The organism is Boseongicola aestuarii, assembly GCF_900184815.1.
GTDB lineage: Bacteria > Pseudomonadota > Alphaproteobacteria > Rhodobacterales > Rhodobacteraceae > Boseongicola > Boseongicola aestuarii.
This window is the reverse complement of the sequence record NZ_FXXQ01000003.1, coordinates 279347-300483: the sequence shown is the minus strand read 5'-3', so window position 1 is coordinate 300483 and position 21137 is coordinate 279347. Positions and strand designations below refer to the sequence as shown.

Sequence of the window (21137 nt, the reverse complement as noted above, 5' to 3'; positions counted from 1 at the left end):
ACAGCGGTGACTAATATCATGGTCTGCTGGGCGTTTTTTGCTTTAGTCACTGCGTCTGCAAAATCTGGCATCAGGACAGAAAGTTGGTCACAGAAGAGTTTGCTAAGTAGCTTAACATTTATGGGGGAGCGTTAGAAATCGGCCAAGTGATGTCGATTCGCGGCCAGCATGTCGAAGCTAGTCAGCCAAAAGCGCTTCGGCCGTGTCGGTGTCAGTCCCTAACACATTTATGAGCCCGCCCCTTATGGCCGCTTTGATGGCCTGCGCCTTTTCTTCGCCGATGGCGACGCCGAATTTTACGGGAACCGTGGAAAGTTTCTCAAGAGATACCGAAATTGTCCGAGCATCAATGTCAGTCGGAATAACTCTACCGTCTTTGTCAAAAAAACGCGCGCAGATTGTTCCTACCGCCTTGTTTTCTATGACTTCACTCAGCAGTTCCCGCGAAAAGTGCCCGTGGGTAAGGGTCGAGGAATCTTTTGTCATCGCACCAATTCCAATCAGCGCCACACTCATTTTGTCAACTTGCGAAAAGACCTCGGCATAAGCTTGGGTGTTTCGGAACGCCGAAGCGATTTCACCGGATTCAACGACTGCTGGCAGGGGAAGAATCCATGCTTTTCCGCCAATTCGCGACGCCAGCGTCCGGCAAATTTGGCCTGTCTGGCTTGGTTCTTCGGCCATACCAACCCCGCCAATCAAAGTCAGCACGTTCAGCTCCGATGCGCGCAGCCTGCGCATGTTCTCCGCAACGGCAGCCACCGTCAGCCCGTTGGAAACGCCGATAATAGCGCCGGTAGTCAAGTATTCCGACAAGGCCACATTGGACGCCTTGCCAAGCACCCGAAGCGTACTGGCGGGAGTCTTTTGGCTAGCCACAACGATTGCGGATTCCAATTTGAACATTCTCACAAGCTTGCGCTCAAGATCAAAATTGCGAAAGGCTCGCGCCGAAACTCGAATCTCAACAATACCCAGGTCCATGGCCTGTTTCAGATGTCGGCTAACCGTCGCAACTGAAACACCTACTTCCTCGGCGATTTCGCTTTGTGTAAGACCATCTTCATAGCGCATCCGCGCGATATTCAGAATCATTTGCTCGCCGCGATGAGGTCTGGACATGATGGCTTTCGTTGAATCAGAAATACGCTTGCGTAATATTAGTGAAATTTATTACGTTACGCGATGATTTTGATAATTTTTTGCACTAATTATTCAGCTGCTTCAACGCTCGGTACAATGATCGAAACTCAGAAACTCGGGATGCATATGCAAGATGCAATTCCGTGTCGGGCTCGAAGATTTCTTCAACGGGTAGCGGTGCTGAATCCGCGTCAAGCATTTCACCTGTCGCCAGACGCGCAAGATGCGCCGCACCCAAAGCTGGCGCCATTTCGGCGCCAGAATACTTTATCAGGGGAATATTGATTATTGACGCGATCAGTCGAGCGACAAAAGGTGACTTTGCACCACCGCCGACCAAGGCCATGTGTTCAGGCGACGTGTCATCCCCGAACGCCGCCAGCCCGTCCGCCAGCGAAAACGCAAGGCTCTCAACGAAGGCGAGTGTGATGTCAGCCGCGGTACTGGAATGCCCAAGACCGATGATTGCACCGCGGATTTGGCTGTCGTTGTGTGGTGTACGCTCACCAGAAAGATAGGGCAGGGCAAGTAGTCGCCCGGGGCCGTCAAATTTCATTTCAGCGGCGGTGAGCATCTTTCCGATATCGCTCTGATTTGTCCATCGCGACACCGCGTCCAGCACACTTGTCCCATTTAGCAATGCCGCCATATGAAACCATGTGCCAGGCAGCGCATGGCAGAACGTATGAACGGCGTTGTCCGTTTTTGGTTTGTATTCGGGTGTTGCCAGAACCACCTGGGCCGACGTGCCCAAAGATATAAGGCCGGATTGCGAATCTACCGCGTCAACGCCAAGGCAGGCACTGGCTACATCACCGGCGCCTGCAGCAACTATCACATCTTTCGGCAGACCCCAGCGCTTCGTCCAATCGGTCAGAATTATTCCTGTAGATTTGGAGGACTCATAGGCCAAGGGGAGATCTAGACCCTCCGCTCCGCATGCACTGATAGCGGTTCGTGACCAATTTCGTGATTTCTGATCCAGAAGCCATGAGCCGGCAGCATCGGAGACATCAGTTGCCCTCTTTCCGGTCAATTTCAGGCGGACATAATCCTTGGGAAAAAGAAGATATTTGGCTTCACGCATCGTTCGCGGTTCGTGCCGGCACAGCCACAAAAGCTTGGGTCCGGTAAACCCTGGCATTGCTTGGACACCAGCACTTTCGATAAGTTCAGGGTGCGCACGGTTTAAGTCGTCGGCCTCTTGGCGCGCGCGACTGTCATTCCACAGGATCGCAGGGCGGACGGACGCTTCATTTTCATCCAGCAAAACCACGCCATGCATCTGTCCAGAGAGGCCGACACCCTTGACAGCGGCCATCCGGTCGCCCGATTTTGCAGCCAGTTCATCAAGGCTCTCGACGACGCCGTTAATCCACATATTGGGATCTTGTTCGGACCATCCAGGGTTTGGCCGTGAGATTAAAAAGGATCGTTCGGCAGCAGCGATGACTTTCTGATCGCTGTCCACAAGTACGATTTTGACCGCAGACGTTCCAAGATCGATGCCGATGTACATTTTTCCCTCAGACTTCTGGGGCACGTCATTTAACAGCTTGTTGCTCAGGAGTTTGAGCTAGGCCAATTGTTTCAAAACCCCTACCACCATTTCCGGCGTGACAGACATGGGTTCATTGTGAATAATGTCGCCCTTCTTACATGCTCGGGTAGCAACTTTTTCTAGAAATTCCTTCTTTGCGTCCAAAATCCCGATATGGCTGAGCCGGGTGGGTAGACCCAATTTTCCCATGAATTCCTCGTATCTTTGGAACTGCTGATCGCTTGCATTTTGCAGCTTCAACTCCGCCAAGATACCGATCGCAACTTTTTCACCATGAAGACTACTATGAGTTTCATATAACTCGCAAAGGCCATCTTGGATGCCGTGTGCTGCTGCGACTCCGCAAGATTCAAATCCAAGTCCGCTGAGCAATATATTTGCCTCAGTCACGCGCTCAATCGCAATCCCTGGAAGGGATTCTTCGCATTCAGCAATCGCCTGTTCACCAAATTCAAATAAGACCTTCTCGCAAAGGTCCGCAATTTCATATGCAAGTGAGATACCCAGAACACCAAAGGTATTATCGGCTCCAGACGTTCGGCAGGCGTTTGCTTCAATACTGGTTGCTAACCCGTCAGCAATTCCGGCTGCAAGAAAGCGCGCCGGTGCAGCTGCAATAAGGGTGGTGTCTGCGATCACAACATCGGGGTTTCGAGCGAGATGATGGGCCCGATCAAGCGATCCGTCTTCATTATAAATGATTGCTAGCGCACTGCAGGGTGCGTCTGATGCTGCGATTGTTGGAACAACTACGCAAGGAGAGACTAGCTGGTCCGCAACTGCCTTAGCCGCGTCCAATGCCTTCCCGCCACCCAATCCGACGATACAGTCACACCGAAACTCTTTTGCCTGATGTGCAAGATTGCCTATTTCGGCCCAAGTGCAATCGCCATTATGGCTCACAAGAGAAAATTCGCAGTGACCATCAAATGCTGAATAGATTATGGGGCGCAGCATATCTGCAATACCATGATCCAACACGCAAAAAGCCCGGGCCCCAAATTCTTTGCACACACAGCCCAATTGATTTATCGCATCAGGACCTTGAAGGTATTTTCCTGGAAACCTTATGCCGCGCATCCGTTGATGTTGGTCTGCCTGGGCGCTACCAGCAGACATATCCACCATCCACATTGACGATAGAACCTGTCATCAAACTCGCTGCATCACTTGCAAGAAATGCTACGACCGATGCGACTTCATCCGGGTTTCCCATTCTATTCATGGGGGTACCGTCAAGCCAAGCGCCGTACATTTCGGCGTCGTCCTTGACCAGTGAATTCAACTCCGTGTCGATGTATGTCGGCGCGACCGCATTCACCCTAACGCCACGCGGCGCCCATTCAGCAGCTAGCGAACGAGTCAAATGATGCACCGCGGCCTTCGATGCGTTATAATGCGCTTGGCCCTGCGGTTTGTTGACAATGAAGCCAGACATCGAGCCAATATTAACGATGGAACCGCTACCTGCTTTGAGCATCGAATTGCCAAAGGCGCGGCAAAACCAAAACGTGCCGTTGAGGTTCACGTCAAGAACCTTGAGCCAGCGATCATCGGCCATGTCCTCGGCACCAACATTGCTTAGTGCGATGCCAGCACAATTTATCAGAATTTCGATTGGTCCAAATTCTGCAATCGCGTCGTCATGGACTTTTTGAACGGCGTTTGAGTCTGTAATGTCCAGTGCGACACCGCTGGCTGCATGACCTTTGTCGACCATGCTCTGCACGAGAGCATTGATTTGAACTTCATCAAGATCCGACACAATGACGCGCGCGCCAAATTGGCAAAGGGCCTCCACGATTGATGCGCCAATTCCTCCGGCCGCACCAGTCACAAAGGCTGTCTTGCCTGCAAGGCTCAGTTTATCCGAATAGTTCATAGTCCATTTTCACATTTTCCGCGGCAAGGAGAAAAGAAGGAGGCGGAGCGGGAGTAACCCCGCCTCCTGGAAATCAACCTAGAATACAGATTCTGGGTCGTAGTACTCATCAATATTGTCACTGCTGATCACAGCAGGTTCAGTCACATAATGCTTGGGGAAGTCGGCGGGCAGTTCCCCGCGCGAATGCTCCAGACCAAATCTGACCGCCAAACGAGCAAGCACATCCGGGTCATTCAGACCTGTTGCGCCATACTCACCTTCAAGGATCAATTCATAGGCTTCGCGCTGACCGTCAGCTGCCGCGAGCAACAGAATGTCGTCACGACCAGCGGCCTTGGCTGCGATGTGAGCACCCAGCACCATGCTGTCATTCTCACCGTAAACAACGTTGATTTCAGGGTGTGCTGTCAGCAGGTCTTCCATTGCTGTAAGACCGCCTTCCTGCGACCAGCCACCCCAGCCTTGAGCCACAATATTCACAGTCGCGTTGCCGTAGTTTACAAGTTGACCTTCGACCAAACCCCAGATGACACCCATGCGACGATCTTCGCCGCCAGTGTTACCTTTGTTACCTGACAGGATAGCAATGTTCGCTGGTTCACCGCCAAGCTCTTTTGCCAGCCAATGGCCAACAAGCTTGCCGTTGCCAACATTTGGCGAGTTAATCAGTGTGACATAGTTGGCGTCCATGCTCAGGCTGGTGTCCAGCGCGATAACAGAAACACCGGCTGCAACTGCATTGTTTACTGCCGGAACGATGCCCTCAACATCGGTTGCGTTCACAATCAGAACATCAACGCCCTGCGCAACATAGTCTTCGATATCAGAAATCTGCTTCAGCATATCGCGCTGCGAGTCAGATGTGATAACCTCGCAACCCAGTTTGGTTGCCTCGTCGATGACCGCTGCGTCCATCGCAGCAAAGTATGGCGCATTCAGCGTCGGCATGGTTAGCGCGATGGTGCAATCGGCAGCGCTTGCGCTGGTTGCAAAGGCGACGCTGCAGGACAGTACGGCAACCGTTGTATTTAGATATTTCATCTCATTTCCTCTCCAAGATGTGTGACAATTCTTGCCGGTGCGTTTCCAAAAGATGTAGAGCTCTGGAAAAGTCACTTGTCTGAAATCCATCAAACAAGATTGATAAACTCGCCGGCTAATCGTTGTCAGCCTCCCCGTGTTTCGGCTCACCATCTCGAATCAGATGGCCAGTTTAAGTGTCTTTTTAGTACCTTATTTGATCTAAATTTGCAAATAGTTATTATAAATGCAAATATTTGCATAACATAAAGAATGAGGGCCTTAACGCCAAACGGCCGACATTTGCCGGCCGTTCATACCTGATACGTGCTTATTGGGATCTAATTCTTGATCTTAGTTACACTAAAGTGGAGTAGCATGGCCACTGCGATGATAACACCCATCCAGACCTGCTGATGGTAACCCGGTACACCCGCGAGGTTCATCAGATTTGTCATAACGCCCAAAATAAGCGCACCAATCAACGTGTTGATAACGCCGCCACGACCGCCCATCAGACTTGCACCGCCAATCACCACCGCCGCAATTACATTCAATTCAGCACCAACCCCAACTTGGGACGACCCGATCCCGGTTCTGCTTGCCGCGATGATCCCGGCAGTGGCCGCCAGGACGCCAGAAATTACATACACGGACGCGACATAGCGCGGGACGTTGATGCCTGACAGACGAACGGCCTCTTCGTTGGAGCCGATGGCCTTAATGATGCGGCCATATTTAGTGAAATTCAACGTTATGCCCGCTACGATAAAGATGAATGCCATCAACCAGACCGGCATCGGAACATTCAGAAATCGTCCGGACCCAAACTCGGTAATAGCCGCGCCCGCCTTGCCTAGGACAATGGGCTGCCCTTGCGAATAGACCAGTGAAAGGCCGCGCGCCATCGCCATCATCGCGAGGGACATCACGAACGAGGGCAAGGATAGATAGGCAACAAAAAGCCCGGTTATCGCACCGCAGGCGGCGCCCGAGAGCAAAACAAGCGGGATGCCAAACCAAATGCTGATATCAAGCTGTACGATATAGTAACCGCACAAAACGCTTCCAAGCGCCTGGATTGATCCCACCGACAGATCGATACCGCGCGTCAGGATAACGAATAACATGCCAACCGCCATGATGCCGGTCCCGGCGGCCACCTGACGCAACACGTTCAGCATGTTTCGTTCAGTTAGGAATGTGTCGGTCCAGAGGGTCGCGACAACGACAAGGATCAGGAAGATCCCAAAAGTACTATATTTCTCGATAAATTCAGCCTTATCAAAGGGCCGCTTTTCAATCACTTCAGATGTACCGCCTGTCGCTTTGCTAGACATCGTTTGCTCCGTTTTGCTCTGCTACACCCGAGGCCATCGCCAAATGTAGCAGGTTTTCATCTGAAAAGTCCGGCGGCAGCAGCTCGCCCTGTAATGCACCATTGCCCATCACAAGGATCCGGTCGCAGATCCCGAACAATTCTTGATGTTCAGACGAAATAACCAAAACCGCCTTACCGTCGGCCGCCATCTGATTGATCAGCCCGTAAATCTCGGATTTGGCGCCAACATCCACACCCCGTGTTGGTTCATCAAAAATGATCAGCTCGCCACCAGCAAACATCCATTTTGCCAACACGACCTTTTGCTGGTTACCGCCAGAAAGTGTGCTGACCGGATCGCCAATGTGGCCGCATTTGAGAGTCAGTTGGTCTGTTAGCTCCGTAATGTCACGGCTTTCCGTGCTGTGCCTGATAAACCCAAACTTGTTCGTAATTTTACCCATCATCGCCATGGTGGAATTCACTTTGATAGGGAAATCGATGACAACGCCTTCGCCTTTTCGATCCTCGGGCAAAAGGTTGATGCCAGCGCGTACCGCATCATGCGGGGATTTCAGGCGCAATTCTTCACCATTAAGGTATACCTTGCCCGTTTCGATTGGATCAGCGCCAAAAATCATCTTGGCAACTTCTGTCCGTCCGGAACCTACCAGACCACCAAGGCCCACGATCTCACCCGCACGTACCGAAAAGTTCACGCCCAAGACCTTCCTGCCACGTCCAAGGTTTTCAACGCGTAGAACCTCATGGCCGATTTCGGTTTCGGGTTTTTCGGGAAACATCGCGCTCATACGGCGGCCAACCATCATGCTGATAATTTGCGCAACATCTGTATCCTTGGCGTCAATAGTTCCGACAGTCTCCCCATCTTTCAGTACAGTCATGCGGTCGGCAACTTCAAACACCTCATCCAACCGATGCGAAATATAGACGACCCCCACACCCTGGGCACGCAGCTGCAACATAATTTCATGCAGTCGTTCGGCATCTTTCCCTGACAAAACCGCAGTGGGCTCGTCAAAGACAATAATCCTAGCCTTTTTTGAGAGGGCCTTAGCAATTTCGACAATTTGCTGAAGCGCGATGGGCAACTTTCCGACAATTTCACGCGGCCCGATATCGAAACCAAAACGATCCAGAACCTCACCGGCTGCACGATTTAGGTCGCGCCACTTTATAACAGTGGGCAAAGCGCCGAGGTATATATTTTCAGCAACGGACAAATCGGGCGCCAACGCAAGTTCCTGATGGATCATCTGAATACCACTGGCCTTTGCATCGGCAGGCCCGCGATAATTAGCCGTCTTACCGTCGACTATAATGGTTCCTTCGTTGGCACTAATATCCCCGCCAAGCACCTTCATCAGTGTCGATTTTCCGGCACCGTTCTCTCCCAACAATGCGTGGATTTCACCCGGGCGGATGTCAAAATCCACTCCGCGAAGCGCCTTTACGCCACCGTAGGACTTCTTGATCCCACGCAACTGAACCAACGCATCCATCTCGAATCCTCAAATATCCTTCCAAAACTCTATTGATAACTTCAAAACAATCAAGCAAAATATTGCAATAATTATCATAAATGCAATTAATTGCAAATAATTTAGCGTTGTCTGAACCCAAGAGCCGGCAGACAATGCCAACACCGAAGCCCCCAATAGCCATTTGTGCAAGAGTGTCTGACTAGTTCCTGTGGTACTGTCAGACGGATTCGAACCAGTCTCAGTTTACCTCCAAATGTCGGCACTTATGCCGAACAAAGCTGGCGCCACTCGGACAGAGCAGCGGTTCGGTTGAGCTTGAAATTTGATCGAGTGTAGAGATGTCTTTCCTGGTTGAAGTGATTGTGCACTGAAGAATGAACGACAGCGAATTTCTGCAAACACAGCATGCTGCGGAATCGTTGCATGGCGCGTTCTCGTCGTCGAAATGGCAGGTGCGAATTCTCGGCCCGATTGTTCAACCAACGGCCGGTTTCCTGCTTGTCGGCGTTGCCGATATCTTTCATCGCAGCACCATATGAACGCAACTTATCCGTCACAATCACTTGCGGTTGCCCGTATCGCTTCATTGTTTTTCTGAGGAATTTCAATGCTGCTTTGCGATCCCGGCGCCTTGTCACATAGCTTTCCAGCACTTCTCCTTCGTGATCCACGGCCCGCCAAAGGTAATGCGTCTGGCCGTTAATCTTTACAAAGACCTCATCCAAATGCCATTGCCAGTTCGAATAGGCGCGTATCCTGCTTGTCCGCTTTCTGCGGATCTCCGCGGCGAACATCGGGCCAAATCTATTCCACCAATATCGAACCGTTTCGTGGCTGATGTCGATTCCGCGCTCGTGCAGAAGATCTTCTACATTCCGCAGCGACAGGGGAAATCTCACGTAGAGCATAACCGCCAGGCGAATGACTTCGGGACTGCTGTGAAAGTACTTGAATGGGTCGCTTTTTGTCATGAGTGAAGGCTATGGAACCGCCCTGCCCGCCTCAATGCCAATTCTTCTGACAAGACCGAGCAAAGTCAGCGCTGTGGTTGGAACTGATATCGATGCAGCCGATCCCGAACTTCTAAGCATCCGGGCACCGTTCCGTCAGCGCCGACGCGGCGTGGAACTGAAGCTGATCGTCGACAATCTCTCCGCGCGCCGCGACGAGACGCTCATCCGGAACGTCACACTGGCCCACGCCTGGTTTGGAGAACTCCGCACCGGCTCCAGCTACGCAGACATCGCAGCGCGCGCAGGAACCTCAAAGCGCCGCATCATGCAGGTGGTCGACCTGGCCTTCCTGGCCCCTGACCTCACCGCAGAAATCCTCGATGGCGCCCAGCCTGCGTCCCTCACCTCAGACCTTCTGATCAAGCGGGGCGTGCCGTCCGACTGGAACGAGCAGCGGCGGCTCTTCGACTCGCTGCGCTGAACTCCAACCATCCCCAAAATACAAACCTGCTACCGGAACAAAGCGGAACAGAGACAGACCCAACTTCCGGGCTAAAAACCGCGTCCCGGAGACGCCTTAAGCAAAACGTCATCGGCCTAAACGCCCGGAATGTCGGGGCAATTGCCGCAGGCTCTCGAAATGGTCGAAAAGGATGGACTGCCTGGCTGGGGTGGTAGGATTCGAACCTACGATACACAGTACCAAAAACTGCTGCCTTACCACTTGGCTACACCCCAACAGGCTGGCGTTACTTACTCAGAGACCTTGTCCGGTGCAAGACCCGGATATCGAAAAACCTCAAGCAATCAAAAGCAGCGTCAGTTCGACACCTGTTCGCGCAATACGGCCGCCGTAAGTGAGACCAACAGATACACTGCCGACAAGATCAACAAAGTGATCAAGGTGTTCTCGAACACCTTGGGATAGGTCGGCTCGTCCGGCGGGATCGGGGCCACACCAATCGACAGGAAACGCACCTGACGCATCGCCTCGATGCGCGCGGCCTCCATGGATTGTAGGGACTCCTGCATCATCATGGTACGTGTCTCAAGATCGACCTCGGCCATACGCAGTCGCGCTGAAATCGACGCCAGAGACCCTTGGGAACCGACCTGCGTCGTCATCTGCAGACGTAATTCGGAAATCAGGTCCTCAAGACGCCGGATATCCCCCTCGACACCGGCCACACGGGCCGCGTTTGGCTCGGTGTTGTCGAGAAGTTGCTGTAGCTGCAGCCGCTTTTCAGCGACCTGTATCTCGAAATTGCTGATCTGGCCCATCAAAGCAGATGTTTCCGACGCGGGATCCATGACTCCCAATTGCTCTTGCAGGGTCAATACCCGCTCCTGAGCTTCCACCATCTTGGCTTCGGCTGTCTCGAAACTCTCGCTTGAACCTCGCATCTGATCGCGCCGCTTGCGCTCGGTCACGCTGTCGACGCGCGCCTCGGCGTAGCCAATAAGCGCCTCGGAAAAGACCCGGCTCATTTCGGGGCTAAGCGCGGAAACCTCCATCCGCAAGACGCCCTCGGTCGGATCATAGCCGATCGTCACATTGTTTCGGTAATGCGCATAGACGTCCTCGTTCGATGCATCAGCAGGAAGGCGCTGGATCACATCAATGCTCTCGTCACTGAAGTGGCTACGATAATCATGATCTGCATTCAGCTTGGCCAAAGCCTCGCGCGAGGTCAGGAAGTCCTGAACCATGATCGAGTCCTGGCTGGTCGCCATCGAGGTACCGCCCAGAAGTCCCCCCGAACCACCCCCAGCCGATTCGGCTTGCTGCACGATGAATTCGGATTTGGTCGCATAACTCGGGGTTGCAACATAGGCGAAATAAAGCCCCGCCAGAAACGTTGGCAAGAACACGAAAAACGTCAATCGCGTGGCAAGGAAGAGCAAAGCGCGCCGGCGGCGGCGCACAATATCACGCTGAATGCGCTCAAGCTCGTGAGTCTGAAAACCCGCGCTTGGGTCATGCCGGCCCGGAAGGCGGGCATCTTCGTCTACAGTCTGCGGCAGGTTCTTCACAGCCGCGCCCGACTTGGAATGTGGCGCGCTCTCGGGCCTGCTGGTCGGTGCGGACTTTGGACGCGGCGCTTCTCCTTTGGATGCAACCGGGCTTGCGGCGCTTGGAGTTGCCTTCGAATTCGGCCGAGCGGTAACCAATTCCAGCATATTCGCGCGATCAAACGGATCAATGCCGCGGGCGCGCAACAGACGCACCGCGTCAAAATCCGATTTGGGTGACAAACCGTTCTTTTGTGCCAGGCGCCGTGCCATCCGAAGCTGGCGCCCCGTCAGACCTTCGCGACGGATTTCCGCGATATTCTCTTCGCTGGCGACACTCTCGGCAGCCGCTTTGGCCGAGCCGGGAAAGGGCTCGTCGCCGAACCCGTCGTTGCCACTTGCAAAAGGCATGTCATCCGCGTCTTGGCGCGTTGTCGAATTGGCATCCCGGCGGATGCGAAACTTAGGCGCTTTGGGCTTCATAATCATAGAGCTCTCTCGCCTCTTCCAGCGTCTCAAACATGTGAAGCGTCCCATTCCGCAGAACAGCCGCCGACTTGCAGAATTTTTCCAGCGTTTCCGCCTGATGCGACACGATCACGACCGTCGCCGTCTTCAACCGATCGCGCAGGATCATACCGGCCTTACGATTGAATTCGATATCCGTCGTGCCGGGCATGCCTTCGTCGATCAGATAAATGTCGAAATCGAGCGCCAATAGCAGCGCGAAACTGAATCGGCTGCGCATACCAGCACTATAAGTGCCGACGGGCATGTCGAAGTACTCTTCCAGACCGCAAACCCAGCGGCAAAACGCTTCGAGGTAGTCCGGGTCCTTGCCGTAGAGGCGTGCGATGTAACGCGCGTTTTCCTTTGCGGAAAGCCTGCCAACGACACCGCCCATGAAACCAAGCGGGAATGAAATGCGCGACTGGCGGATGATCTCGCCTTCGTCGGGCTTTTCCAACCCGCACATCATGTTGATCAGAGTGGTCTTGCCCGTGCCGTTCGGAGCAAGGATCCCAAGCGATGTTCCAAGTTCCACGCGAAAGTTCGCCCGATCGAGAATGACCTTGCGTCTTTCGCCTGTCCAAAAGGACTTGCTGACGTTCCTGAACTCGATCATCCGAAGATCCGTCCATGCCTCAATTTACCAACAGTTAACTCTGTTGTCCTGTCAGACCTTTCATGGCCCTTGGGCAACATTGTGGCAGAGGTTTCACGCAAAGGGAATCACCCTTTCGCGAATTGGACGATTGCGGAACGTTTGTGGGCGGAATGACGCGATCGCTTCTGTTTTGTCCAATGACGGGAATGACGCGATTTTGGCGCCTGCTACGTCGCGCGGCGCATTGCAAGACTGCTCGAGCCAGGAGTGAAACAGCCCGAGCAGCGATCACATGGCAACGACATTCCAAGCCAGTCCGGCGAAGACCGCGCCAACAAGAGCAATTGCCAGATAGGCAAAGAACACACGTGGCTTGACCAGCGCCCAGACCGCAACCGCTGCCGGGATGCAACTCACACCACCCGCAACCACAAACGACATCGCCGCCCCCTGCGCCATCCCTTGCGCCAACAAGGCGTCAACCAGAGGCACCGCTGCATAGCCGTTCAGGTAGGCAGGCGCGCCAACCAGCGCCCCCATGACGACCGGCCACACGCCCTCGCCTCCAAGGAAGCCCCCGATCCACTCGGATGGCAAATACCGCAGCATCAAGGCTTCAAGCATATAGGCCAAAAGCAGCCATTTCCCGAGGAAAAGCGCGTTTTCCAGAACGGTTTCGCCGAAAATCGAGCGTCGTTCGGGCTCATTCCAAAAACGCCAGTTCACCTGACCGCTGAAGGGCGACGGACCGCAACCGCAACACCCGGTTTGTTTCTTCGGACGAAGCGGGTCGGCGAAAACGGGTGATTTGGCAAACAGGTAGACCGTCACTCCCCCCAGCAGTCCAAGCGACACCGCCGCGACCGTTTTGGCCACCGCAAACGACGTGCCCAGCGTCCCCGCCGTGATGAAGAACATCGCGGGGTCCATCAGAGGGGAGGCCAACCAGAAAGCCATCACAGCCGACAAAGGCGCGCCGACCGCAAGAAGGGCGGCAATGAAGGGAATGACCTCGCAAGAGCAAAACGGCGAAAGGCCGCCAAGCAAAGCCGCCATGACGATCATCCGGCCTTCGCGCCCCTCGAAAGCCTTTGCAAGCAGGGCCTCCGCACCGCTTGCTTTCAAGTAACCAATCGCCAGAACCGCAAAGCCAATAAAGATTCCCGTCTGCCCCATCGCCTCCAGCGCGAACCGGACGGTCTCAATTCCTTGAGCAAAATCAAAAGCCGCGATGACAATCGGCAAGGCCAAAACAAGCAACCAGACGCGGTCGACCTTAAAGCGCGGCGCAACGGGTTGGGTGGTCTCAGCCATGGGACGCCTCGTGTTTGTCGTGTGGTACTGCACTATCAGCGCAACATTCCTTCATCAGAAATGTCGCGATATCTTCAATGCGGGCGTAATCGATGCCAACGCAGATGATCTTTCGTCCCTGCCGCTTCTGATCGACCAATCCCGCGGCGGCGAGAATTTTCATGTGATGCGTCAAAGTAGAGCCAGTCACACCGGACCGCATCCCAAGCTCACCGATCGTCAAACCTTCTGGGCCCGCCCGCACCAACACACGCAAGACATGGAGACGCTGCTCGGAACCCAGCGCCGCGAAGGTCGATGCCGCACGCGTGATTTCGAGTGCGAAGGGGGAATCATGTTTCATATTTCGATACTTCTAGAAATAACGAATTGAAGTCAACCCAAGATGGACCTCACAGTGTCGGGGCGCTAGATCATTCGTCATGAGCGAAACACTGAATGCCCTGAAGCGTGATCTGACAGCCTGCACCATCTGCACCGACAGATTCGCGGCATCCGCTACCGGGCATTCTCCCAGGCCTGTTGTCTGGTTCGAGAAAACCGCACGTGTCCTTATAGCCGGGCAGGCCCCCGGTGCCCGCGTTCACGAGGCCGGGATACCCTTTCATGATCGTTCGGGCGACAGGCTGCGCGACTGGCTCGGTATCGGCAGCGAGACATTTTATGACACGTCTCAGGTCGCGATTGTGCCAATGGCCTTTTGTTTTCCGGGCTACTCCAGGAGTGGGGCCGACTTGCCACCACCTCCGATCTGCGCTCGGACATGGCGTGTTACGATCATGCGGCACTTGCCGGATGTCCGCCTGACCCTGGTCATCGGCGGATACGCTCAAAGGTGGCACCTTGGTAAAGCGCATGCGCCAAACGTCACAACCACCGTTCGGAACTGGCAAAGCGCGACACCCGGTGTCATACCGCTTCCGCATCCAAGCTGGCGAAACACAGGCTGGCTCAAGGCGAACCCCTGGTTTGAAACCGATCTGCTTCCCGTTCTGCGCTCTCGCGTCCAAAAGGCACTACAATGACCGACACCCCCCTCGACACCGCTCATATCGCCATGGACACGCATCCGGATGACGACTCCGTACGACTGCAGTTTTACGAACGCCTTGCAGATAGCGAATTGTTCCTGCTGCTGGAAAAGGAGGCAAAGGGCGATCAAATTGAACCGCGCCTGTTCGACACCGAGGACATGCGCCTTGTGCTGGTCTTTGACCGCGAGCATCGACTGACCGCTTTCGCCGATGGCCCTGCGCCCTATGCAGCACTGTCCGGGCGCAGTCTGGTGGATATGCTGGACGGACAGGACATCGGGCTTGGCGTCAATCTCGGCCCCGCGCCTTCCTCTACCGTCATTCCCCCACAGGCGATTTCATGGCTTCGCCAGACCCTTGAAGGCAGACCCGAGGAGGTTGCCGACACCCCGGAAGTCGTCGGCCCGCCTATCGGCTTGCCCGAAAGGCTCATTACCGGCCTCGACACCAAATTGGCACAGGCGGCAGGTCTGGCTCGATTGGCTTACCTCACGATGGTCACCTACAAAGGCGGACGCCGCAGTCACATGCTTGCCTTCATAAACGCCATTCCCGGAAGCGAGCCTGCACTGGCAAGCGCGACCCGCGAAGCGTTGGTCTTTTCGGGTTTGGATGCCGGCGAGCTTGACGTCGCTTTTTTCAGGGCGAGCGACCCGATGGCTGCGAAGCTTGCCAAAACCGGCCTGAGGTTTGATCTGCCCGACGCCGCAGAGCTCCATACGCCAAGTCCGCCGGGCATGGACCCAGACCGCCCTCCACGATTGAAGTAGGGCCGACTAGTAACCGGCGCTGCGATCAACGGTGTGAAGCATCGGCTTACCTGCCTCAGCGCGACGAAAGTTGTCCGCGACCAGCTTTGCAGCACTTGAAGGGCGCGTGTCAGACGCAATGTGCGGAGTGACGGTGACTGATGGGTGCGCCCAGTAGGGATGATCGGCGGGCAAAGGCTCGACCCGGAAAACATCCAGCGTTGCATGTGCAATATGGCCGCTGTCCAACGCGGCCAGCAGGGCGTCATCGTCAATCAAAGGCCCGCGTCCCGGATTGAGGATACACGCACCCGATGGAAGTTTCGCAAGGCTCTCGGCGTTCAGGATATTGTTCGTCTCGGGTGTCTGGGGCAGCAACAGAACGACGATTTCGCCAGCTTCCAAGGCGCTGTCCAACCCTTCGTCGCCAGCCAGACACTGCACGCCAACGATGTCCTTTTGACGCCGGCTCCACCCGGTCACCTGAAAGTTCAGCGCTTTCAGTGCCTCCGCAACCGCGGCCCCCAAGGCGCCCAAGCCAAGGATCGTGACCGACCTGTCACGCGCAAGCGGTGGAATGTGGATGTCCCAATGCGCGTCCTTTCGCAGAACATCCCGGTCCATCCCGAGGTGATACCGCAGCACATACCCGACGCAGTATTCGATCATGCCCTCGCGCAGGCCATAGTCCACCATGCGCGCCAGCGGCACTTGCAGCGTCTCGTTACCGACGATCTTTTCCACGCCCGCCCAAAGGCTGTGAACACCCTTCAACCGCGTGAAAGGCGAGAAATCCTTCAGCCACCCGGTCGGCGCATAGACGATATAATCGACAAGGGCCGGGTCTGCATCGCGGGTCAGATTGGCTTCCAGCCCGGCAGCAGCAAACTCGTTTTGCAAGTCTTCGGCGAATTCATCCCAGTCATGATTGGTTGCAGCAAAATAGACAGTGATCATCTGCTTCTGGGCCTGTGAATATGCGCAGATTGGACAAGTCCGAACGCGCCCATCAAGACCAGCATCGCCGATCCCCCGAAACTGACCAATGGCAGCGGCACACCAACGACCGGCGCAAGACCCATAACCATCGACATATTGACCGAGAAAAACAGAAACAGGGTTGCGGCCACCCCAAGCGTCAGAAGTGCTCCGAACCGGTCAGCGTTCTGAATGGCCGAGGCAACACAGAACAGGATGATCAATCCGTAAAGGATCAGCAGCGAGAACCCACCGACAAACCCAAACTCTTCCGCCAGTGTCGTGAAGATGAAATCCGTGTGCTTTTCGGGGAGGAAATTCAGTCGCGACTGCGTTCCCTGCATGAAGCCCTTGCCAGTCCATCCCCCTGAGCCAAGAGCAATCTTGGATTGTGTGATGTGATACCCAGCGCCCAGCGGGTCGGTCGACGGATCAAGGAACGTATCGATCCGGCGGAACTGATAGTCCTTCAGGAGTTGCCAGTCCGTCCCACGCGACGAGAAAACCATGGCAACTAACCCAACGCCCGCCGCAACCACCGCGATGAAATACCACCACGACACACCGGCGCAAAACATGACTATGCCGCCTCCCGCGACCAACAGGATGGCTGTTCCAAGATCAGGCTGTTTCAAAACAAGCGCAGTCGGCAGCAGGATCAATCCGACCGGCAAGAGAACCCAGAACGGGCGCGACACTTTCGAAATCGGCAGCCAGTCGTAATAAGCGGAAAGGATCATTACCAAAGAGATCTTCATGACTTCAGACGGTTGAAGCCGCATGAAACCAAGGTCGATCCAGCGCTGCGCGCCCATCCCGACAGTCCCGAAGAACTCCACCAGAATGAGCAAGCCCAGCGCTCCCAGATAGGCCAGACCCGCCATGTTGCGCCAAAACCAGATTGGCACCATGCCGACAGCAAGCATCACCAGGAAGCCCAGCGCAAAACGCTTCATCTGAGGTTCGGCCCAACGATCGAAATCGCCGCCGGCAACCGATGTCAGCATCAGAAACCCGACACAGGCCACAGCGGTGAGCAGAAGAGCAATAGCCCAGTTGGCATAAAGTATCTTGCGCGCGCCTGACGGGATCGTCTGGACCTTGTACTCAAGATAGCTCATGCGCGGCTCGGGGTTTTCGACGGTTCCTGACGCGGCCGTATCGGTAATTCCGACAGCATCGTCTTGATCCGCTCGCGTTGATCGTCAGGATAGGCATCAAGCGGAGGCACACCACCGTAAAGGGCATAAAGCAGGATGTCTCGCGCCGGAGGTGCTGCAGCACTTGACCCGCCTCCGCCGTGTTCCACGATCATCGAAATGGCATATTTCGGTTTGTCGAACGGAGCATAAGCGACGAACAATCCGTGATCGCGCCGCTCCCATGGCAACTGCTCGTTGCTCACGACACCGCGCGCGCGCTCGGCGGCAGTGATATTGCGCACCTGGCTCGTCCCGGTCTTGCCAGCCATTTCCATACCCTCGGTCACGATACGAGACCGCCGAGCGGTTCCCCGGCGCCCGTTCGAGACATTGTACATGGCCTGCTGGACCAATCGAAGGTGAGAAGCGCTGATGTTCAAGGGTGCGGCTTCTTCAATCGGGGACTCGATGCCGTTCACCGACTTGATCAACCGCGGCGAAATTGCTTTCCCGCTTGCGATCCGCGCCGTCATCACGGCCAACTGCAGTGGCGATGTCAGAACGTCTCCTTGACCGATTGCTGTGTTCAGGGTTTCGCCTGGAAACCACTGTTCGCCTCGCGCCTGGGCCTTCCATTTGGTGGATGGCACAATGCCTTCCCGAATGGCCGAGACAGGCAGATCAAAGCGTTCACCCAGACCAAACTCGTGGCAAAGTGTGGCCAGCCGATCAATTCCCGTGCGATTGGCCGCTTCGTAGAAATAGACGTCACAGGACTCGGTGATCGCGGTATTAAGATCGACCCATCCATGTCCGCCACGCTTCCAGCAATGGAAGCGGCGACCGCCAAAATTCATGTGCCCCGGGCACCATACCGTTTCGCCCGGCCCAATCACGTTGTGGCGGAGTGCCGCCAGCCCGGTCATCATCTTGAATGTTGACCCCGGAGGATAGAGTCCCTGCACGGCCTTGTTGAACAGTGGACGATACTTGTTTTCCGTCAGCAGGCGATAATTCGTCGTCGAAATGCCCCGCACAAAAAGGTCCGGATCGAACGACGGGGAAGATGCCATCGCCACCAGATCGCCCGTTTCGATATCCATGACGACCGCACCGGCGCTTTCCTCGGCGAGTCGCGCCTGTGCGAAGTTCTGAAGTCCATGGTCAATTGTAAGCTGTAGGTCCGTGCCCGGAGTATACTCTTCGCGGCCAAGCTCCCGCATGACCCGGCCCGCGGCGTTCACCTCGATACGTTTGGTGCCTGCCTGACCGCGCAACTGCGCTTCCAGTTTCGTCTCGACGCCGATTTTCCCGATCTGGAATTTCGGAATCTGAAGGAGTGGATCGGGGTTTTGAAGCTTGGAAAGATCATAATCACTGACCGGGCCGACATATCCGACGATATGGGCGAAATCCGCGCCAAGCGGGTATTCACGAGACAGCCCGACATCAGGGGTCACGCCCGGCAATGCCGGCGCATTTACCGCGACTTCGGCCACATCTTCCCAAGACAAACGATCCGCCAGTGTCACCGGAACAAACGGACTGCGCCGGTACATCTCGCGTAGTGATTTCTCCAGCTCGTCCTCATCCAGAGGCACAAGTCGGCGCAACTTTGCGATTGTTTCATCCACATCCGGCACGTCTTCTCGCACGATGACGATCCGATAATTCTGGGTGTTTGTCGCGATCGGCACGCCGGTTCGGTCGTAAATGATGCCGCGCGACGGGGGAATGAGCCGCATGTTGATGCGGTTTTCCTCAGCCAGAAGGCGATAGTTCTCGGCCTCTTCGACCTGCATCTGGCGCATTCGCAACCCCAGAACGGTCATGAACCCAAGCTGAAGTCCGGCCAAAACGAGACCGCGGCGGGTCACAAGACCTGCGCTTTCCTCTGTCTCTTTAGATGACTTCTTCATTGCCTGTGCCCCAAACGGTCAACCTCGCCCGGTGCAATCTTTCTAATCCCTACAGCGCGCGCTGCAAGAACGACCACGATCGGGTAAACAAGAAGTGTCGTGATGAGACGTATCAGCGTCAGACCGAGACCGGGTTGATCCACCACAAACACCATAAGAACCATGGCGTTGGCCAGAACCATACTCGTTATCACAACGGACACCGTGAGCCATTCGGTCAAGAACCCGCTGTCGCGCAAAACGACAGACCTGCGCCTGAGCGCTTCCAGTCCGATGACTGTCAACGCAGTCCAAAGGCCCGGTGGCCGCATGAACAGCAAATCTGCCATCAGAAAGACGAACACCACCAAAACGACCGGCAAATAGTTCGGGCGGCGAACAACCCATGCACACGCCATTAGGACGAGCAGGTCAGGCCCGGGAAACTTTCCGGGTCCGGGGTGCAGCGGCAATAGCTTCGCGAAGATGACGAGGGCCGACAGTGCCAGAAAGACGCCACGATAGGTCCAACGCCCGGCATGTGTCGGCTCAGCCATCATTTTGCACCTCATTTGAGGGCAATATCGACACCGATTCCGGTAACAGCGGGCCAATGAGAGCCGCATCGCCAGCGATCGGCTCTGCCGCCTGGCTTCTCAAGACGCGCAGGAATTCCAAGCGTTCGTAATCCGCCGAAAGACGCAAGCGAAGGCGGCCGTCACGCGCCAGAACAATACTTCCGACCAATAGACCAGCAGGGAAGACGCCTCCGTCGCCGGATGAGACGACACGGTCTCCTGGACGCACTTCTTCCGGCTCTTCGATGAAATCCAGCACGGGCAAGGCCGAATTATCCCCCGAAAGCATTGCCTGTTGTCCGGAAGGCTGGATCGTCACGGGCACGCGACTTGCGCTATCGGTCAAAAGCAGAACGCGGCTGGACCGCTGCCCCACTCCTGATATCCGACCCACAAGGCCAAGCCCGTCGGTGACTGCCCAACCGTCCTTGATGCCATCGCGCCCTGCGCCCACGTTCAAGAGCACCGATTGGCGGAACGGTGATCCGCTATCGGCAAGGACCTGCCCCGTCACGACGGTCAATGCGGGATCAAGTCGGACCTTGTTCAGATCAAGTAACTTGGCGTTTTCCTGTTCAAGCTGGAGCGCCGCTTCTTTCCATGCTTTCATCTGCTGCAATTCGCGTCGCAGATCCTGGTTTTGCTGCTGAAGCCGCGCATAAGATTGAATGCCGCCAACCAGTTCGACCGTTTTTGTTACCGGGACGAAAGCCCAGTCCATTTGCGGAACGATTGCATCGACCAAAGCTGCGCGAAAACGTTCGGCGCGTGGGCTGTCGATACGCCAAAGCACAAAGATAGCGAACAGAAGCAGGACGATCCCACCAACGAAAAAGCGTCGGAGGGGGCGTGCAAAATCTTCAGATGAAGCGTTTTGGCGTGCCACGTCGTTTCCTGGTTCGTCCCCCGGGGCGCGAGACTAACACGATCTGTGG

The 21137-nt window shown here is 55.3% G+C and carries 20 protein-coding genes and 1 tRNA gene; 3 read left to right on the top strand and 18 right to left on the bottom strand.

Features of this window, described 5'->3' with window-relative positions; all coding sequences use genetic code 11:
* Positions 1-177: 177 nt before the first annotated feature.
* From BOA8489_RS07210 to BOA8489_RS07175, 8 genes are all read right to left on the bottom strand, one after another.
* A complete protein-coding gene (locus BOA8489_RS07210; RefSeq protein WP_093973327.1) occupies positions 178-1122 on the bottom strand; it encodes a sugar-binding transcriptional regulator in 945 nt (314 codons plus the stop codon).
* An 85-nt stretch (positions 1123-1207) separates the two neighbouring features.
* Positions 1208-2662 carry a xylulokinase gene (xylB, locus tag BOA8489_RS07205; RefSeq protein WP_093973326.1) on the bottom strand — a complete coding sequence of 485 codons (1455 nt, stop codon included), beginning with the start codon at positions 2660-2662 and terminating at the stop codon, positions 1208-1210.
* 57 nt (positions 2663-2719) lie between these two features.
* The gene (locus BOA8489_RS07200) at positions 2720-3823 is read right to left on the bottom strand and encodes a glycerol dehydrogenase (protein WP_245813706.1); all 1104 of its coding nucleotides are present in this window, start codon (positions 3821-3823) and stop codon (positions 2720-2722) included.
* Positions 3810-4586, bottom strand: coding sequence for an SDR family NAD(P)-dependent oxidoreductase (locus BOA8489_RS07195; RefSeq protein WP_093973324.1), 777 nt, complete (start codon positions 4584-4586; stop codon positions 3810-3812). The genes BOA8489_RS07200 and BOA8489_RS07195 overlap by 14 nt, the downstream gene beginning before the upstream one ends.
* A gap of 78 nt (positions 4587-4664) precedes the next feature.
* Complete coding sequence (locus BOA8489_RS07190; protein WP_245813705.1) at positions 4665-5783, bottom strand: substrate-binding domain-containing protein; 1119 nt, start codon at positions 5781-5783, stop codon at positions 4665-4667.
* 167 nt (positions 5784-5950) lie between these two features.
* Entirely contained in the window at positions 5951-6949 is a 999-nt protein-coding gene (locus BOA8489_RS07185; protein WP_093973322.1) for an ABC transporter permease, read from the bottom strand.
* Positions 6942-8453, bottom strand: coding sequence for a sugar ABC transporter ATP-binding protein (locus tag BOA8489_RS07180; RefSeq protein WP_093973321.1), 1512 nt, complete (start codon positions 8451-8453; stop codon positions 6942-6944). The genes BOA8489_RS07185 and BOA8489_RS07180 overlap by 8 nt, the downstream gene beginning before the upstream one ends.
* Before the next feature lie 245 nt (positions 8454-8698).
* Positions 8699-9406 (bottom strand): IS6 family transposase, encoded by a 708-nt coding sequence (locus BOA8489_RS07175; RefSeq protein ID WP_093973320.1) that lies wholly within the window; start codon positions 9404-9406, stop codon positions 8699-8701.
* On the opposite strand from BOA8489_RS07175, the gene BOA8489_RS07170 reads away from it, so the two are divergent.
* Positions 9405-9869: a hypothetical protein gene (locus tag BOA8489_RS07170; protein ID WP_093973319.1), complete on the top strand. Its 465-nt coding sequence runs from the start codon at positions 9405-9407 to the stop codon at positions 9867-9869. The two genes, BOA8489_RS07175 and BOA8489_RS07170, sit on opposite strands and share 2 nt — an antisense overlap.
* A 182-nt stretch (positions 9870-10051) precedes the next feature.
* Here the strand turns inward: BOA8489_RS07170 and BOA8489_RS07165 are convergent.
* The 5 genes from BOA8489_RS07165 to BOA8489_RS07145 form a co-directional block, all read right to left on the bottom strand.
* Positions 10052-10126 (bottom strand) — tRNA-Gln (locus tag BOA8489_RS07165).
* 81 nt (positions 10127-10207) lie between these two features.
* Positions 10208-11890, bottom strand: a complete 1683-nt coding sequence (locus BOA8489_RS07160; protein WP_093973318.1) for a KpsE/RkpR family capsule polysaccharide export protein — start codon at positions 11888-11890, stop codon at positions 10208-10210.
* Positions 11865-12527 carry an ABC transporter ATP-binding protein gene (locus BOA8489_RS07155; protein ID WP_093973317.1) on the bottom strand — a complete coding sequence of 221 codons (663 nt, stop codon included), beginning with the start codon at positions 12525-12527 and terminating at the stop codon, positions 11865-11867. The genes BOA8489_RS07160 and BOA8489_RS07155 overlap by 26 nt, the downstream gene beginning before the upstream one ends.
* A 270-nt stretch (positions 12528-12797) precedes the next feature.
* Positions 12798-13823: a permease gene (locus BOA8489_RS07150; RefSeq protein WP_093973316.1), complete on the bottom strand. Its 1026-nt coding sequence runs from the start codon at positions 13821-13823 to the stop codon at positions 12798-12800.
* Complete coding sequence (locus tag BOA8489_RS07145; RefSeq protein WP_093973315.1) at positions 13816-14166, bottom strand: ArsR/SmtB family transcription factor; 351 nt, start codon at positions 14164-14166, stop codon at positions 13816-13818. The genes BOA8489_RS07150 and BOA8489_RS07145 overlap by 8 nt, the downstream gene beginning before the upstream one ends.
* A 79-nt stretch (positions 14167-14245) precedes the next feature.
* Between BOA8489_RS07145 and BOA8489_RS07140 the strand changes: the two genes are divergently transcribed.
* The gene (locus tag BOA8489_RS07140; RefSeq protein WP_093973314.1) at positions 14246-14848 is read left to right on the top strand and encodes a uracil-DNA glycosylase family protein; all 603 of its coding nucleotides are present in this window, start codon (positions 14246-14248) and stop codon (positions 14846-14848) included.
* Positions 14845-15627: an SseB family protein gene (locus BOA8489_RS07135; protein WP_093973313.1), complete on the top strand. Its 783-nt coding sequence runs from the start codon at positions 14845-14847 to the stop codon at positions 15625-15627. The genes BOA8489_RS07140 and BOA8489_RS07135 overlap by 4 nt, the downstream gene beginning before the upstream one ends.
* A 6-nt stretch (positions 15628-15633) precedes the next feature.
* On the opposite strand, the gene BOA8489_RS07130 is transcribed toward BOA8489_RS07135, so the two are convergent.
* The 5 genes from BOA8489_RS07130 to mreC are packed head-to-tail and all read right to left on the bottom strand — an operon-like array spanning position 15634 to position 21088.
* Positions 15634-16563 (bottom strand): 2-hydroxyacid dehydrogenase, encoded by a 930-nt coding sequence (locus BOA8489_RS07130; protein WP_093973312.1) that lies wholly within the window; start codon positions 16561-16563, stop codon positions 15634-15636.
* Positions 16560-17705, bottom strand: a complete 1146-nt coding sequence (gene rodA / locus BOA8489_RS07125) for a rod shape-determining protein RodA (protein ID WP_093973311.1) — start codon at positions 17703-17705, stop codon at positions 16560-16562. Before rodA ends, BOA8489_RS07130 begins: the two co-directional genes overlap by 4 nt.
* Complete coding sequence (gene mrdA / locus BOA8489_RS07120) at positions 17702-19645, bottom strand: penicillin-binding protein 2 (protein WP_093973310.1); 1944 nt, start codon at positions 19643-19645, stop codon at positions 17702-17704. Before mrdA ends, rodA begins: the two co-directional genes overlap by 4 nt.
* Positions 19642-20184, bottom strand: coding sequence for a rod shape-determining protein MreD (locus tag BOA8489_RS07115; RefSeq protein WP_245813704.1), 543 nt, complete (start codon positions 20182-20184; stop codon positions 19642-19644). The genes mrdA and BOA8489_RS07115 overlap by 4 nt, the downstream gene beginning before the upstream one ends.
* Positions 20174-21088 carry a rod shape-determining protein MreC gene (gene mreC / locus BOA8489_RS07110; protein ID WP_093973308.1) on the bottom strand — a complete coding sequence of 305 codons (915 nt, stop codon included), beginning with the start codon at positions 21086-21088 and terminating at the stop codon, positions 20174-20176. The genes BOA8489_RS07115 and mreC overlap by 11 nt, the downstream gene beginning before the upstream one ends.
* Between the last annotated feature and the right edge of the window lie 49 nt (positions 21089-21137).

Coding starts and splice junctions, on each gene's coding strand:
- BOA8489_RS07210 (WP_093973327.1), bottom strand. CDS start 1,122: ATGTCCAGACCTCATCGCGGCGAGCAAATGATTCTGAATATCGCGCGG.
- xylB (WP_093973326.1), bottom strand. CDS start 2,662: ATGTACATCGGCATCGATCTTGGAACGTCTGCGGTCAAAATCGTACTT.
- BOA8489_RS07200 (WP_245813706.1), bottom strand. CDS start 3,823: ATGTCTGCTGGTAGCGCCCAGGCAGACCAACATCAACGGATGCGCGGC.
- BOA8489_RS07195 (WP_093973324.1), bottom strand. CDS start 4,586: ATGAACTATTCGGATAAACTGAGCCTTGCAGGCAAGACAGCCTTTGTG.
- BOA8489_RS07190 (WP_245813705.1), bottom strand. CDS start 5,783: ATGGTGAGCCGAAACACGGGGAGGCTGACAACGATTAGCCGGCGAGTT.
- BOA8489_RS07185 (WP_093973322.1), bottom strand. CDS start 6,949: ATGTCTAGCAAAGCGACAGGCGGTACATCTGAAGTGATTGAAAAGCGG.
- BOA8489_RS07180 (WP_093973321.1), bottom strand. CDS start 8,453: ATGGATGCGTTGGTTCAGTTGCGTGGGATCAAGAAGTCCTACGGTGGC.
- BOA8489_RS07170 (WP_093973319.1), top strand. CDS start 9,405: ATGAGTGAAGGCTATGGAACCGCCCTGCCCGCCTCAATGCCAATTCTT.
- BOA8489_RS07175 (WP_093973320.1), bottom strand. CDS start 9,406: ATGACAAAAAGCGACCCATTCAAGTACTTTCACAGCAGTCCCGAAGTC.
- BOA8489_RS07160 (WP_093973318.1), bottom strand. CDS start 11,890: ATGATTATGAAGCCCAAAGCGCCTAAGTTTCGCATCCGCCGGGATGCC.
- BOA8489_RS07155 (WP_093973317.1), bottom strand. CDS start 12,527: ATGATCGAGTTCAGGAACGTCAGCAAGTCCTTTTGGACAGGCGAAAGA.
- BOA8489_RS07150 (WP_093973316.1), bottom strand. CDS start 13,823: ATGGCTGAGACCACCCAACCCGTTGCGCCGCGCTTTAAGGTCGACCGC.
- BOA8489_RS07145 (WP_093973315.1), bottom strand. CDS start 14,166: ATGAAACATGATTCCCCCTTCGCACTCGAAATCACGCGTGCGGCATCG.
- BOA8489_RS07140 (WP_093973314.1), top strand. CDS start 14,246: ATGAGCGAAACACTGAATGCCCTGAAGCGTGATCTGACAGCCTGCACC.
- BOA8489_RS07135 (WP_093973313.1), top strand. CDS start 14,845: ATGACCGACACCCCCCTCGACACCGCTCATATCGCCATGGACACGCAT.
- BOA8489_RS07130 (WP_093973312.1), bottom strand. CDS start 16,563: ATGATCACTGTCTATTTTGCTGCAACCAATCATGACTGGGATGAATTC.
- rodA (WP_093973311.1), bottom strand. CDS start 17,705: ATGAGCTATCTTGAGTACAAGGTCCAGACGATCCCGTCAGGCGCGCGC.
- mrdA (WP_093973310.1), bottom strand. CDS start 19,645: ATGAAGAAGTCATCTAAAGAGACAGAGGAAAGCGCAGGTCTTGTGACC.
- BOA8489_RS07115 (WP_245813704.1), bottom strand. CDS start 20,184: ATGATGGCTGAGCCGACACATGCCGGGCGTTGGACCTATCGTGGCGTC.